Source organism: Propionispira raffinosivorans DSM 20765 (genome assembly GCF_000381065.1).
GTDB classification, from domain to species: domain Bacteria; phylum Bacillota; class Negativicutes; order Selenomonadales; family Selenomonadaceae; genus Propionispira; species Propionispira raffinosivorans.
Genome location: NZ_KB905846.1, coordinates 108,579 through 123,233, shown reverse-complemented (window position 1 = coordinate 123,233; position 14,655 = coordinate 108,579). Strand labels below are relative to the sequence as shown.

Genomic DNA, 14,655 nt, shown 5'->3' with positions numbered 1-14,655 from the left:
AAGGAGGGGTTTTTGTGGAAACTCCTAAATTAGGGCACATTAATTTTTTAAACTGTCTGCCGTTGACATACAGTTTAAAATATGATGGCTTTGACCAGGGCTTAGCTGTTTCATCCGCTGTGCCGTCTGTGCTTAATGAAGATATTGTTCAGAACCGGCTTGACGTAAGTCCGGTATCGTCCATTATTTATGCACGCAATAATGAAAAACTTTTGCTTATGCCAGACGTGAGCATTACAGCTGATGGTGATGTTCAAAGCATAATTTTAGTATCGAAAAAACCAATTGAAAAATTGAGCAATGATAAAATTCTCTTAACGGCAAAATCGGCGACTTCACATTGTCTTTTGAAAATTGTGCTCAGTAAGGCGTATGGCGCCAGACCCAATTACTATATCCGTAATATTGATATGGATACTGTGCTATCGGGCGATATTACAGCCAAACTTTTGATCGGTGATGATGCACTTTATGCGAAATATCATAAACAGGCAGGTTTGTATTATTATGATATTGGGGCGCAATGGAAAAAGTTAACAGGGCTTCGTATGGTATATGCTGTTTGGGTTGTAAATCGAAAATTTGCTGAAAAAAGACCGGATCTTGTGCAGTACACGTATGAAAAAGTGACACAGGGTTTTAAAAACGGGTATGCAAAAAAAAGACAGGCGATTGAGTCGATTCTAGATAGCAAACCATTTTCCTTTACGCAGCTGGATGAATATCTCGATGTGATCAAATGGGATTTAGGGCAGGAACATTTAGAAGCTCTTTTGACTTTTTACACGATGGCGCATGAATTGAATTTGATCGATCATGTACCGGAAATTGAAATAGCGGAGGTTTATCGATGAGTTTGACAGAAAAAGAAGGTCTGGAACTTTTGTGCCATGGTGATCTATTGGCGCTGGGGAAAATGGCAGATATAGAAAGACAGAAAAAACATCCAGGGAAAACGGTAACCTTTATCATCGATCGAAATATCAATTACAGTAATATTTGTGTAAATGAATGTAAATTTTGTGCATTTTTTAAACGCCAAGATGATAAAGATGCCTATGTTCTATCGAAACAGACTATTTTAGATAAAATTCAAGAAACGATAGATGCCGGTGGCACGCAGGTCATGATTCAAGGTGGTCTGCATCCAGAGCTGGATTTAGCTTATTATGTAGATATGCTCTCGACCATCAAAGAAAAATTTGATATTCGCATACATTCCTTTACAGCTACGGAAGTTTTATATATGGCGCAACAGGCAGGCCGTTCCGTACTTGATACATTGAAGGAACTTCAGGCAGCCGGCCTTGATTCTTTGCCGGGCGGCGGAGCGGAAATTCTGGTTGACCGAATCCGACAGCGTGTTAGTCCGAAAAAAATCATGACAGATGACTGGCTTCATGTTATGGAATGTGCGCATCAAATCGGTATGGAAAGTACGGCTACGATGGTCATTGGCATGGGAGAAACCATGGCAGATCGCATTGAACATATGGAAAAGGTGAGGGCGCTGCAAGAAAAAACAGGTGGATTTCGTGCTTTTATTACGTGGACCTTCCAGCCGGGGAATACGCAGCTTGGTGGTGAGAAAACATCGTCTTGGGACTATTTGAAAACATTGGCAATGACGCGCCTTTATATGGATAATATTTCTCATATTCAAGGCTCATGGGTCACACAGGGGCAAAATATTGGACAGGTTACATTGGCTTTTGGTGCCAATGATCTTGGCAGTATCATGCTAGAAGAAAATGTTGTACGTGCGGCTGGCACGGCCTATCAAATGTCGATCGATAAGATGGTCAATATGATCCGTGCAGCGGGTTATGAAGCGGCACAGCGTGATACAGAATATAATATAATTAGGAGATTTTAAAAATGAAGACAATTCCTCAAGCCCAATACGCTGTAGTTGGCGGTTCGGGTACATTATCAAGTGATTTTCCGTTAGGCGCAAAGGCAGCGGATGTGAAAATAATAGAAGATAATCTGGTTTTTGAAACACCGTATGGCGAAAGTCCGTTATTTCGTATTTTTCAAGTAGCCGATAAAAAAGTTATTACCTGTAAAATGCATGGCTGGCGCAGTGGTGTCGGTCGCGCTGATGCTTCTCGTCAAGTGTTTTGGGTATTTCGTGAAGCCGGCGTGAAACGTATTATCGCTGAAGGTGGTGTTGGTACCATTAATCATTTGATGGATATTCGTGATTTTATGATTCCTGATGATTATCTTGATATGTCCGTACGTAAGGACGTGGGGCTTGAAGGTCGCTATTTATTGGTCATGCGTGATGCTTTATGTACACAAATGCGCGCTGAGCTTATTGAGCAGACCCGTAAGCATTTTGATGGGCGGATTTTTACACGAGGTATTTATGCGAATACGGATGGTCGCCATTTTGAAAGTCCGGCTGAAATTGCCATGCTCAAAGGGCATGCTGACATTGTTGGACAAAGCATTTGCCCAGAAGTATATCTTGCCCGTGAGATTGGTGCGTGTTATGCGGGCCTTTATTATACAGTTAATTATGGTGAAGGTATCGTAAAATCTTGGTCACATGATGATCTCGAAGCTATTTTTTATGATGATGCACCGATGATTAGCAAGATCATCCTCGATACGATCCGAAATTTACCATTTGATGGGGATACATGCGAGTGCAAAGATTTGCGAAAAGAAACGTTACTCAAAGAAGTTTATAATAAATAAAGAAACGGTTTACAGAACAAATTTTATCTGTAAACCGTTTCTTTTTAATAAAAAATAATTAAGCTGGCAATGTCATCTTATTTGAACCGTTCAACATATACTTCCAGATGATTTGCAGCATTGGTAACCTCCGCAAGATTCGCCGTGATTTGCTGGGTCGAGGCAGCTTGTTCTTCACTGATGGCTCCAGTGGATTCAATAGCTTTTGATAATTCAATAACGGCACCATTGATTTCGGCTAGGATTCGCTGGATTTTTTCAGTTGCTTGTTTGGATTGTTCGGCGAGTTTTCGTACTTCTTCAGCAACAACAGCAAAACCGCGTCCTTGTTCACCGGCTCTGGCTGCTTCGATCGCAGCATTCAACCCAAGTAAATTCGTCTGTTGGGCAATATTATTAATGAAGTTGATAACTTGGATTGTTTCACTATTTTTATCTTTTAAGTTTGTAGCTAAAACAATCGCATCCTGACCGCCCTTAGCCAGTTCACCAGCACTAATAGCAATCTGTTCTACGGTTTCATAAGCCGTTTTGGTTGAACTGGCCAGCTCGCTTACTGTAGTGATGAGATTTTCATTGCTTTCGGTATCGATCCCCGAACTCAATGTTCCAATGACTTCGTTATTTAATCCGTAAATCGGTGTAAATATCGTTTTGATTGGACGACCATATACTTCTTTAGGTACATTGGCGAACGTATCTTTTTTCGTACGAATACATTCAACGATAGTTGGGATATCACCAATTGGTTTGCCAGCTTGTAAATCCAGTTCAAAATCTTTGGCTCGATAGTAATCTAAATATGCTGTCAAATCGCTGAGCCCAACGGCCATATCTTCACGAGAAATATGATTGAGATAAGGTAAAACGAGTTTAAACGCGCTGAGAATATCCTCGTTTGTCTTTATATTATCAGTTGAAATCATCATAAAGCCTCCTTGTATTGTTTTTAGACATTAAGATATAAATTCGATAATTCTGATAAAGTTCCTCTTAATTTTTTTTATAAATCCTGTGTTTTAGCTGGAAAAACGATAGTTGAGTATTTTGTCTTAGGAAAAATGATATAAAGACAAGGGATAAGAACGAAATACTAGGCTGGTTTTAGTGAAAGTGTACACATATCCTGCTTATTGTGTTAAGAATTTTAGAACGAAGTAGAAAAGTATTATATAGTTGTGCTATAATTGAACGATATTAATACATGAGGAGGACTTCTTGAATTGAGCAACAAAGAGATGTTATTAGTGCTGGATTTTGGCGGACAATATAGCCAATTAATTGCCAGACGGGTAAGAGAATGTGGCGTGTATTGTGAAATTGTGCCATATGATTGCAGTATTGAAAGAATTAAATCGGAGAACCCAAAGGGAATTATTTTTTCGGGTGGTCCGAATAGTGTATATGCAGAGGATACTCCTAAAGCAGATCCAAAAATATTTGAACTGGGTATTCCTATTTTGGGGATTTGTTATGGACATCAGTTTATGGCCTATACATTAGGTGGTAAAGTTGAACATGCTGCATCCGGTGAATATGGTAAAACAGCACTAACACTTGATTCATCAGCTAACTTATTTAAAGGGATTGATTCAGATAATGAAAGCTGGATGAGCCATATGGATTATGTGTCTGAAGCTCCAGCTGGTTTTAAGGTCGTTTCATCTACCAAAACCACACCTGTTGCGGCTATGATTAATGAAGCAAAAAAATTATATGGAGTACAATTCCATCCGGAAGTAGAACATACACCATTTGGCAGACAAATGATTTCTAATTTCTTAGTTGATATTTGTAAAGTTAGTGGCGACTGGAATATGGCTTCGTTTGCTGAAGAAAAAATTGCAGCGATTAAAGAACTGGTCGGCGGGAAAAAAGTTCTCTGTGCATTATCCGGTGGTGTGGATTCCTCCGTTGCTGCGGTCTTAGTGCATCGTGCTGTGGGACAACAATTAACTTGTGTTTTTGTTGATCATGGTCTGCTTAGAAAAGATGAAGGCGATCAAGTAGAAACGATTTTCAGAAAACAATTCGATATGAATTTGATTCGTGTCGATGCGAAAGATCGTTTTTTAGGAAAATTAAAAGGTGTTTCTGACCCCGAAACAAAACGTAAAATTATCGGTGAAGAATTCATTCGTGTGTTCGAAGAAGAAGCGAATAAACTTGGACAGATTGATTATTTGGTTCAAGGTACGATATATCCAGATGTTGTCGAAAGTGGAACAAAAACTTCGGCAACGATCAAAAGCCATCACAATGTAGGCGGTTTACCAAAAGATATGAAATTTGGTTTGATCGAACCATTGCGGGAACTGTTTAAAGATGAAGTTCGTGCCGTTGGTGAAGAACTCGGTATCCCACATAAACTTGTATGGCGTCAGCCTTTCCCAGGTCCGGGGCTTGCCATTCGTGTCTTAGGTGAAGTGACCGAAGAAAAATTACTGGTTACGCGTGAAGCGGATGCAATCTTCCGTGATGAAATCGCGAAAGCCGGTCTCGAAGAAAAAATCTGGCAGTATTTTGCCTGCCTGCCTAATATACGTTCAGTAGGTGTAATGGGGGATGGACGTACGTATTGCCATACAATAGCTCTTCGTGCTGTAACCAGCTCCGATGCGATGACTTCTGATTGGGCACATATCCCTTATGAAGTACTCGATAAAGTTTCCCGTCGTATCGTAAACGAAGTAGAAGGCGTAAACCGTATTGTCTACGACGTAACTTCTAAACCACCCGCGACGATCGAGTGGGAATGAATTTAATTGTCTCGGGGCACTGCCATTTATTCTGAAAAGGGTCAAATGGCTTAGCCTGCCGACATAGACAAAAACGACCTTGCATTAAAGCTTTTCGAAGCTTATGCAGGGTCGTTTTTTTATCCTCCACCCGCGTAAATAAAGGGATTTCTGCTTGCGAAAAAGAGCGTTCACCATGGAGTGGCAGGTATTTCTGGCAAAGCCAGAGAGAATAAAGAAAAATGCCCTTTACAGAATAAACGGCAGTGCCCCGCGACATGGTGATATTTTCTTTTATGCTTTTTGGGAAAAAGCATAGTGCTGTGATTTTCATGAGTGTTGGCTTGAAACGCCCGTAATACGGGATAAGAGTATATATTCATGATGATTTATTTCCCAAAAACGGAAGATCCAATTCCCCCAAAACCGCCCCTTTTCATTTTTGGGGAGCGCTTTTGGGAAAATGGAGTCAAGCAGCAGAGCGTTCCTAATATGGAGGTTTTGCAAAGGTGAGGAAGAAAAATTTTAAAGGTCGTTGTGAGAAACGTGTCATTGCCAAGTGCAATGAGGTATGCAGGACATATGATGTCATCCAGTACGCTTATGCGGATATTTTGCAAGCGAGTGATGAGGTAAAAGAGATCAGATGCAATGTCCCGCTTGATGGGCGGGACATTAGCCAATACACATCGGATTTTGTCTGCGTCAAGTCTGACAATGATTTGATGGTGCGAGAATGCGTATTTCGTAAGTTACTGATGAAGCCGCTTACAATCAAACTGTTAGATGTTTCAAGGGAATACTGGTTAAGGCATGGTGTCACAGATTGGGGGCTGGTCATTGATGGAGAAGCATGATTTGTTGAAGGATGGTAACAACATTATCAGGGTTTTAGAGATACTGACTGATAAAATTCTCATTATTGATTGCATCAAAAGGACTATGCCCGTATGGGTGGAATTTTCAGCTTTGGATTCCTTCTCCCAATGCACTGGTGAAGTGCTGAACGAGGCTACGAATTTTGCAGTCACTACTATTGATGCTTTGGATGCTGACCAGAGAAAAGCAATGTATGATCGTTACACGCTGATTGCACCGATTCTCCCTTTTATAGTGGATGAAAGAATGCGTTCTAAAGTTATTAGTTCTACAGCTATAGAAAATAACATATCAAAGCAGACTATTCGGATCTATTTGTGCCTGTATCTAGCCTATATGAATATAACAGCCCTTGCTCCAAGGCAGCGCTTAGATGATGATGGAAAGCTCACACAAGATGAACAAAACATACGATGGGCTTTGAATAAGTTTTTTTATACTACGAAAAAGCAATCCCTTATGACTGCTTATACCATGCTATTGAAAGAGAAATATTGTGACGGTATAGGTGTTTTAGCAGATGCGTATCCTTCTTTCTATCAATTTCGTTACTTCTACCGTAAGACAAAGAAGATACAGAACTTTTATATTTCTCGAGATGGATTAAAGAATTACCAGAGAAACAACCGGCCTCTTATTGGCGATGGTATACAATCGTTTGCTCCTGCCATTGGCGTTGGTATGCTGGACGCTACTGTATGCGATATTTACCTTATCAATGATGCTGGCAATCTTGTGGGCAGACCCATTTTAACGACCTGTATTGACGCTTACAGCGGTTTATGTTGCGGGTATGTCTTATCATGGGCGGGTGGCGTGTATAGCCTTAGAGGGCTGATGTTGAACATTATTGTGGATAAAGCCGCTTGGTGCAAACAGTTTGGCATTTCTATAAATGCAGAGGATTGGTCTTGTGATAAAATGCCTGCTACTTTGGTTACGGATATGGGAAGTGAATACAAATCTGAAAACTTTGAGCAAATTGCCGAGCTGGGGGTTAAAGTAATTAACCTTCCCTCGTATAGACCTGAGTTGAAAGGCATGGTGGAAAAATTCTTTGATGTAATTCAGTCAACCTATAAAAAGCACTTGAAAGGCAAGGGCGTGATTGAGCTTGATTATCAGGAGCGGGGAGTGCATGACTACAGGAAAGACGCTTGCTTGACCATGGCGAACTTTGAGAAAATTATCCTTTATTGCATCATTTATTACAACTCCCAACGGATAGTTGAGAATTTTCCCTATACCGAAGTCCTGATTGCCGAGAATGTAAAACCATATGCAAGTTGTATCTGGAATTGGGGTAAATTCCAAATGGGAGCCAATTTGATTGAAGTAGGTGCTAAAGAGCTTATACTTACGCTATTGCCAAGAGTCATAGGTAAATTTAGCAGGTTTGGTTTGAAAGTGAACAAAATGCGTTATCATTGTGACGGGTATACAGAGCAATATCTCAATGGTGGTGAAGTCATGGCTGCCTATAATCCAGAGGACGTTACTTCTGTATGGCTATTGGAAAATGGAATATATACTAAATTTACCATTATTGAATCCAGATTTGAGGGTAAAGATTTGACTGCTGTACAGAGTTTACAGACAGCCCAGAGAGCCATTGCAAGAGGAACCAAGCCGGATAATCTACAGGCACAGATTAGTCTTGCGCGGCACATTGAGACTATTACTGACAACGTTGGAGGCAGTATTGATGTAAGCATTAAAAACATTCGTGACACCCGGAAACGGGAGCAGAGTAAACACCATAGAGACTATATGAAAGGAGCCAAACCATGATAAATTTTTCAGACATCATCAATGTTCTGCCTCGTATGAAGTCGGGAACTGATTTGATAACAGCATTGGAAGTATTGCCTAAATATAATCCGGCAAGCTGTAATGCGGATGCTCCCGTCAGGCTTATGGCGTTATCGGATTTATACAGGTTGTATATTCCATCACAAATGTCGCTGGAAATCTATAGCAAATTGTATTTGGCTCTTTTGCGATCTATGCAGAAGAAGGGAACGAAGTTGGCAATACAGCAGCAGAATCAAAACTATAGAGCTATCATACAGCAGGAATATAGCGGCATCATGGGCGGCTCTGACAGCTTTACGATTATTGGAACATCTGGTATCGGTAAGAGTTCTGCTATCAGCAGATCCATTAACCTGATTACAGAGAATCGAGTAATTGAAGCTGATAATCCCTATACGCATGTCGTTCCGAGTGTGATTGTACAATGCCCCTTTGATTCGTCAGTAAAGGGTCTGTTATTGGAGGTTCTGCGTAAAGTTGATGAAGTTTTAGATAGTAAATACTATCAGAATGCTTTAAGGGCAAGAGCTACAACGGATATGCTTATTGGCTCTGTCAGTCAGGTTGCTCTTAATCATATCGGTATGCTGGTGGTGGATGAAATTCAAAATGTAGCTAACAGTAAAAATGGAAAAAACTTGATTGGGGCTTTGACACAGCTTATCAATAATAGTGGAATTAGTATCTGCATGGTCGGTACTCCTGAAAGTAGCAGGTTCTTTGAATCGGCGATGCAACTTGCACGACGTTCCGTGGGATTGCAGTATACGACTATGAGCAATGACAAATATTTTCAAGAGTTTTGCAAAGTCATGTTCAAGTATCAATATGTACAAAAAAGAACGGAAATAACGGATGGAATCCTTGCATGGCTTTATGAACATAGCGCAGGAATTACATCGGTTGTGGTAGCGTTGATTCATGATGCACAGGAAATCGCAATCTTGAATGGCAAAGAAATTTTGAATCTGGAATCTTTGAACGAAGCCTATCAACAGCGTTTATCTCTACTTCATGGCTATATTCAGCCGTCTATTTCGCAAGGTAAGCAGACTTCTAAAATCAAGAAAAAAACGCTTGTCCACACGGTTGGAAATGAAACTTCAGATGCTCGCATTAGTATTGCTGATTTGGTTGCTAAAGCCAAGAATGAAAATATGGATATTGTGCAGCTTTTAAAGTCCGATATGTCTGTAGTGGAGGTAGCGGTATGATAGCTTATTTCCCTGCTGCATATCCAGATGAGCTACTTTATAGCCAGTTGGCACGATACTACACGAAATCAGGATATATGGCTTACAGCTTTGCGGCTGAAGAATTGTTTTTATCAAAGACTGCACGCCCAGATATGGATTTTATCAATTGTTATACTCCTGCCGCAGTACAGGCCATAACAAGGAATATATCCATGGAAGCAGTCATTGAAAAACATACGATGTTCCCTTGCTATGGGCGATTTCTGCCGAGAGAACGCAGACAAAAAGCATTTCAATCATTGGTATCTATGTTGGGGAATTACTATAATCTCTTGTCGATACCTCAAAGCAAGAATGGCAAAGTTCGTTGTTTGTGCTACTGTCCGGCTTGTGCAGCTCATGATAGAGAACAATGTGGAGAAGCATATTGGCATCGGATACACCAGATAATAGGAATTCATGTTTGCCCAGTTCATCGGTGTTACTTGATGGATAGCGGTGTGATGATCAGTGGGAAAGCTACGCCCTTTTTAAAAACAGCAGAGGAAATGATACCACAATCGGAATCATGCGTATTTGCGGATCATGAAATCGAAATTCGTGTTGCCGCATATATGGTAGAGGTTTTTCAGGCTGATGTTGACATGGATTCATGTGTTACGGTTGGTGATTTTCTTCATTCCAAAATGGCTAATACCCAATATCGTTCTGTACGTGGAGAGCAGCGTAATATTGCACTCTTTCATGCAGATTTTACAGAGTATTATAGGAATTTGTCCCAAAACTGGTTTACGGAGTTATGGCAGATACAGAAGGTGCTGACGAATGATAGAGTGAACTTCTATGAAATCTGTCTCATGGCTATATTTCTTGGTGTTACCACTGATGAAATGGTACATATGGAACTGCCAGAGAAAACACAACAACAGCTTTTTGATGAAGCGATTTACAGACTTCATGAAAAGGGGGTGAAGTATCCGGCTATTGCGAAAACTCTCAGTGCTCCATATGTGATTGTTAAGGCTATCGGTGAACGGAGGTATGGAACTTATCATAAGCCAACTAAAGTATCACTCAAAAGCGGCGCGAAGCCTCAAAACTGGAATCACATTGATGAGAATACACTACCACTTGTAAAAGAAGCTATCAGCCAGCTACAGGGTGATGGAACAACCAGACCTAAAAAGATTACTACTTTTACTGTTGAGAAAATCTTGCATCTTTCCAGTAAGAAAATATCTTTATATCTGCCAAAATGCCTTGCTGAAATACATCGGCATGAGGAATCACAGGAGCAATATTGGGCTAGGGAAGTAGCTTGGGCTGCACATCAGGTAGAAGATACGAGTGATGATTTGACATGGCGCAAGGTAAGGGATTTAACGAATATGCGCCGTAGAGATTTTGAAGCTTGTCTGCCATATATTTCTGATTATGCGGACGGTGAGCTTGCTGAACAGATACTACACCTGCTGTAAATTATGCTTTTAAAGATCAAGGAATAAAAATTGAATATCATGCCAACACTTAGCTTTCTTACCCTAGGGAAACACTGATTTAACCGAACAAACAGGCAATTGCACCGAAACGCCGAAACATATGGGGAATAGGCAACTATGTGAGGCGTGGGGGAATAGGAGCTGGATAAACAGACGTCCTTTAGCGAGTGGGAATATGCCGGCAAGAAAAAGCAGACGCGTCGTGACCGGTTCTTACAGCAGATGGAGAGAAGGGTTCCCTGGCGTGAATGGGTAGCTCTCATCGAACCCCATTATCCGCAAGGCAAACGTGGCCGTCCGCCAATCGGATGTGAACGCATGCTGCGTCTTTATCTACTCCAGGTCTGGTATCACCTTTCGGATGAAGGGCTGGAAGACGCTGTTTACGACAGTCAGGCCCTGCGCCAGTTTAGCCGGATCGACTTATCCAGTGAGTCAGTGCCGGATGCAACAACATTACTGAAGTTCCGCCACCTTTTGGAAAGTCACCATCTGACAAAAAAGATGTTCACCCAGCTTAGCGGGAGTCTAAGTGATCAAGGTATGCTCATGAAAGAGGGCACCATCGTTGACGCGACCATCCTAGAGGCACCCAGCTCTACTAAGAATAAACAAAACTGCCGCGACGGCGAGATGCATCAAACGAAGAAAGGGAACGAATGGCAGCAAAGCCTAGTAGATAAGTGTAAAATTAGTTGATTATACTTGGTTTCTTTCGGAAATTGGTGGTCTAATCCTTCAATAAAATCGAATCGAGGGGACGGTTCTGTTGAGTAGAAGGAAATTGTGAGGTCATGGGGGCACGACTTATTCGTTTAAGTGACTTATTTTGTAAAAAAAATCGCCTTTACCAATGATACGCAGAATCGTATCACTTGTAACGGCGAATAATGGCCTGAATAAAGATCAGGTTATTTTTAAGAGGAAAATAAGGGGAATAGGGTATTGGTAAAAAATAAAAATAGATAGTTAGAAAGACTTAAGCTCTTGTATTGAGGCTTAAGTCTTTTTTGTTACAGTTGATTTTATCGATGTGTGTTCCTTTTTCATCGTAAGTACCTAACATTTTTCTTCGTTGCTAAAAAAATCAATAAGTTGAGATTGGAAACGTTTGGCAGTAGAAGTTAACTCCCGGTCCTTGTGAACAATTAGACCATGGGTAAAATTCATCTTAGGGCTGAACGGTAAAACCTTAAGTTCTCCGAATTTCAGTTCTTTTTTTATAGCTATTTCAGGAATCAGAGCAAAGCTTTTACCACAGCTTACAATCTGTTTAATCATTTCAAGACTTGCTAGTTCTAATGCATCTTTGACCTGAACTCCAGATTTTTTTAAAACTTCACTTGCTTTAGTATGATACAAGCAAGACGTTCCGCCACTGATAAAGATCTCCCCGTTTAGAACTTGAACACCTAAATCTTTAACCTCCAGGGCTAATCTTGGTGATGCAGTAAATACGATATTTTCCTCTATTAACGGATAAAAAAGAATTTCATGACGATCTGGATTTTGAGGAACTATTCCAAAGTCAACAGCAAAATCTAATACTCCATCCAGAATATCTTGATAAAATCCCGCTTCCACACGTAGCTTCACTTCAGGACACTCCTTGATGTATCGCTGCATAAACGGCAACATGCGGGTGAGAAAAAAAGATTCCTGCATTCTGACTCGAACAGTTCCATGTGGCTGATCCAGTGCATCCATGCTTTCCTGAATACAGTTGCTCAAATGGATGTATTGGTAAGCATATTTAGAGAGTTTTACTCCTGCCTCTGTGGGCTTAACCTCACGAGGAAGTCGATGAAATAATCTTTGACCGCAGATTTTTTCTAATAACTGAATGTGGGTAGTTATAGTCGATTGAACATAGCCTAACTTATCAGCCGCACGGCTAAAACTTTTTTCCTCCAGTACAGCTATGAATGCTTGAAAAAAACGTCCTTCTAATGGATCAATCATATCATTTTACTCCTTGGTATTGCAATTTAAAATACCTAGCATTCTATTCATTCGTTGGTCAAATATATATGCTTATGGTATTATAACAACATAACACGTCAAATGCAACTTTAATAGCAATGACATGTCAGGAAGGAGAGCATGTAGAGACGAAGCGAGGATTCAGATTGAGGCCCGGTTGCAAGAAGAATGAATCCTGAACTTGGATGCATTTCTAATCCCCTGAGGCTGCAGTAAAACGGCAGTAAACGAATATTAGGTAGAATTGTATTTGACGAGAATTAATACGATAGACGCTTTGTACATTGCTAGCCAAATTGTAGGAGCATTATTTATGCTTTGAAAGAGTTACAAAAATTATAGAGAGGATGAAAAAAATGAATATTAATTATCGTACGCAAAAGGTTGGAAATGTTGAAGTTTTTTACAGGGAAGCTGGTCCAAAAGACGCTCCGGTTATACTGCTTTTGCACGGATTTCCAACTTCAAGTCATATGTTCCGTGACTTAATCCCAAAGCTCGCGGATCGCTATCATGTGATCGCTCCTGATCTTCCGGGCTTTGGCAATACAGTGGCTCCGCTGCGTGGTGAATTTGATTATACGTTCGACAACCTGGCCAAAGTGATCGAGGAATTTACCGAAGCACTTGCCTTTGACCGTTATGTACTTTATGTTTTTGATTATGGCGCACCGATAGGTTATCGTCTAGCCATGGCTCATCCAGAGCGCGTGAAGGCAATTATCAGTCAAAACGGTAATGCATATATGGAAGGTTTTAGCGATGCATGGGGGTCTTGGGAAACCTATTGGCATTTACCAACGCCTGCTAATCGTGAAGCATGCCGTGATTCCTTGGCTCCGGAAACGATTCGCGACTTTCAGTATCTTCATGGAACTAAAGCCAGCTTGGTTTCCCCAGATGGATATACATTGGACACAGCATATCTGTCTCGTCCTGAAGCAGAAGAAATTCAACTCGACTTGATTCTTGACTACAGAACGAATGTTGAACGCTATCCCGCGTTTCAATCTTATTTTCGCGAGTATCAGCCTCCTTTCTTGGCAGTTTGGGGAAAGAATGATCCTGCATTTATTCCTGCTGGAGCCAAGGCTTATCAACGTGATATCCCTTCAACAGAAGTACATATGCTTGATACGGGGCATTTTGCACTTGAAACACATGCTGTGGAAATCAGTGAGTTGATTCGTAATTTTCTAAAAAGGATCTCGGTCACTGATGATAACTCTCAAGGTTGACGTTGATAATTGGCAGGGGAGTAGGGAGGATAATATTTACCCAAGTCATTTTTACTCATGATAGATTGTAAAATGAAGTTTCTTACATACCATTCGACGGAAGTTTCAAAATGAGCGAATACCGAATACCGAATACCGAATACCAAGCACCTCTAGTTCATAAAGCGTACACTATCCACCGAAAGCTACGATTAGTAAAGAAAGTGCTGTTGATCTAAATAGAATTGCCCATGATGAAAGCGGACCTGCAGAGAATCTTAAAGCAAGAATTGATATCCTTGCTATTGAGGGTACGATCGCTTCCGCTCGTATAGTTTTAGAAAATGTGTATGGCGCGAACTATACTGATTTTCAACATTTGCTTAAAATAGACGGTGAGTGGAAAATAATTTCAAAAATATACCATCAGCATTTCTAGAGTGAAATAAACATGGAATGGATAGCGCATTGTTTGCAGGATTTACAGCTTATACAATGTAGCAATCTTTTTCTGATGTTACTTCCTACGCGTAGCTAGGCGCATAATAGGGCATAAGATAATAGGCAGAAGGGTAAATAGAAGTAAGAAGGAATTCCCTGTATAAAGTTATAATTTACT

At 40.6% G+C, this 14,655-nt stretch carries 13 protein-coding genes and 1 pseudogene; 12 read left to right on the top strand and 2 right to left on the bottom strand.

The window, feature by feature from the left end:
• Window positions 1-14: 14 nt before the first annotated feature.
• The 3 genes from F606_RS0108380 to F606_RS0108370 are packed head-to-tail and all read left to right on the top strand — an operon-like array spanning window position 15 to window position 2,709.
• Window positions 15-854, top strand: a complete 840-nt coding sequence (locus F606_RS0108380) for a menaquinone biosynthetic enzyme MqnA/MqnD family protein (protein WP_019553436.1) — start codon at window positions 15-17, stop codon at window positions 852-854.
• Complete coding sequence (mqnC, locus tag F606_RS0108375) at window positions 851-1,876, top strand: cyclic dehypoxanthinyl futalosine synthase (protein WP_019553435.1); 1,026 nt, start codon at window positions 851-853, stop codon at window positions 1,874-1,876. The genes F606_RS0108380 and mqnC overlap by 4 nt, the downstream gene beginning before the upstream one ends.
• A 2-nt stretch (window positions 1,877-1,878) precedes the next feature.
• Window positions 1,879-2,709 (top strand): phosphorylase family protein, encoded by an 831-nt coding sequence (locus F606_RS0108370; RefSeq protein WP_019553434.1) that lies wholly within the window; start codon window positions 1,879-1,881, stop codon window positions 2,707-2,709.
• A 77-nt stretch (window positions 2,710-2,786) separates the two neighbouring features.
• On the opposite strand, the gene F606_RS0108365 is transcribed toward F606_RS0108370, so the two are convergent.
• Window positions 2,787-3,542: a methyl-accepting chemotaxis protein gene (locus F606_RS0108365; RefSeq protein ID WP_407635974.1), complete on the bottom strand. Its 756-nt coding sequence runs from the start codon at window positions 3,540-3,542 to the stop codon at window positions 2,787-2,789.
• Window positions 3,543-3,947: 405 nt separating this feature from the next.
• Here F606_RS0108365 and guaA point away from each other — a divergent pair, with 405 nt between their 5' ends.
• The 7 genes and pseudogenes from guaA to F606_RS20800 form a co-directional block, all read left to right on the top strand.
• Window positions 3,948-5,468 (top strand): glutamine-hydrolyzing GMP synthase, encoded by a 1,521-nt coding sequence (gene guaA, locus F606_RS0108360; protein ID WP_033368267.1) that lies wholly within the window; start codon window positions 3,948-3,950, stop codon window positions 5,466-5,468.
• A gap of 175 nt (window positions 5,469-5,643) precedes the next feature.
• Entirely contained in the window at window positions 5,644-5,766 is a 123-nt protein-coding gene (locus F606_RS23810) for a hypothetical protein (RefSeq protein ID WP_019553431.1), read from the top strand.
• A 190-nt stretch (window positions 5,767-5,956) separates the two neighbouring features.
• Window positions 5,957-6,304: a PDDEXK family nuclease gene (locus F606_RS0108345; protein WP_019553429.1), complete on the top strand. Its 348-nt coding sequence runs from the start codon at window positions 5,957-5,959 to the stop codon at window positions 6,302-6,304.
• Entirely contained in the window at window positions 6,291-8,117 is a 1,827-nt protein-coding gene (locus F606_RS0108340; protein WP_019553428.1) for a TnsB C-terminal domain-containing protein, read from the top strand. The genes F606_RS0108345 and F606_RS0108340 overlap by 14 nt, the downstream gene beginning before the upstream one ends.
• A complete protein-coding gene (locus F606_RS0108335; protein ID WP_019553427.1) occupies window positions 8,114-9,355 on the top strand; it encodes an AAA family ATPase in 1,242 nt (413 codons plus the stop codon). The genes F606_RS0108340 and F606_RS0108335 overlap by 4 nt, the downstream gene beginning before the upstream one ends.
• Entirely contained in the window at window positions 9,352-10,815 is a 1,464-nt protein-coding gene (locus F606_RS0108330; protein WP_019553426.1) for a TniQ family protein, read from the top strand. The genes F606_RS0108335 and F606_RS0108330 overlap by 4 nt, the downstream gene beginning before the upstream one ends.
• A gap of 162 nt (window positions 10,816-10,977) precedes the next feature.
• Window positions 10,978-11,499, top strand: a pseudogene (locus F606_RS20800) (IS5 family transposase); the annotation flags it as partial.
• Between the two features lie 396 nt (window positions 11,500-11,895).
• Here the strand turns inward: F606_RS20800 and F606_RS0108320 are convergent.
• Window positions 11,896-12,798, bottom strand: coding sequence for a LysR family transcriptional regulator (locus tag F606_RS0108320; protein WP_019553424.1), 903 nt, complete (start codon window positions 12,796-12,798; stop codon window positions 11,896-11,898).
• A gap of 368 nt (window positions 12,799-13,166) precedes the next feature.
• Between F606_RS0108320 and F606_RS0108315 the strand changes: the two genes are divergently transcribed.
• Window positions 13,167-14,057, top strand: coding sequence for an alpha/beta fold hydrolase (locus F606_RS0108315; protein WP_211210045.1), 891 nt, complete (start codon window positions 13,167-13,169; stop codon window positions 14,055-14,057).
• A 190-nt stretch (window positions 14,058-14,247) separates the two neighbouring features.
• A complete protein-coding gene (locus F606_RS23950; RefSeq protein ID WP_083923976.1) occupies window positions 14,248-14,475 on the top strand; it encodes a nuclear transport factor 2 family protein in 228 nt (75 codons plus the stop codon).
• Window positions 14,476-14,655: the final 180 nt, after the last annotated feature.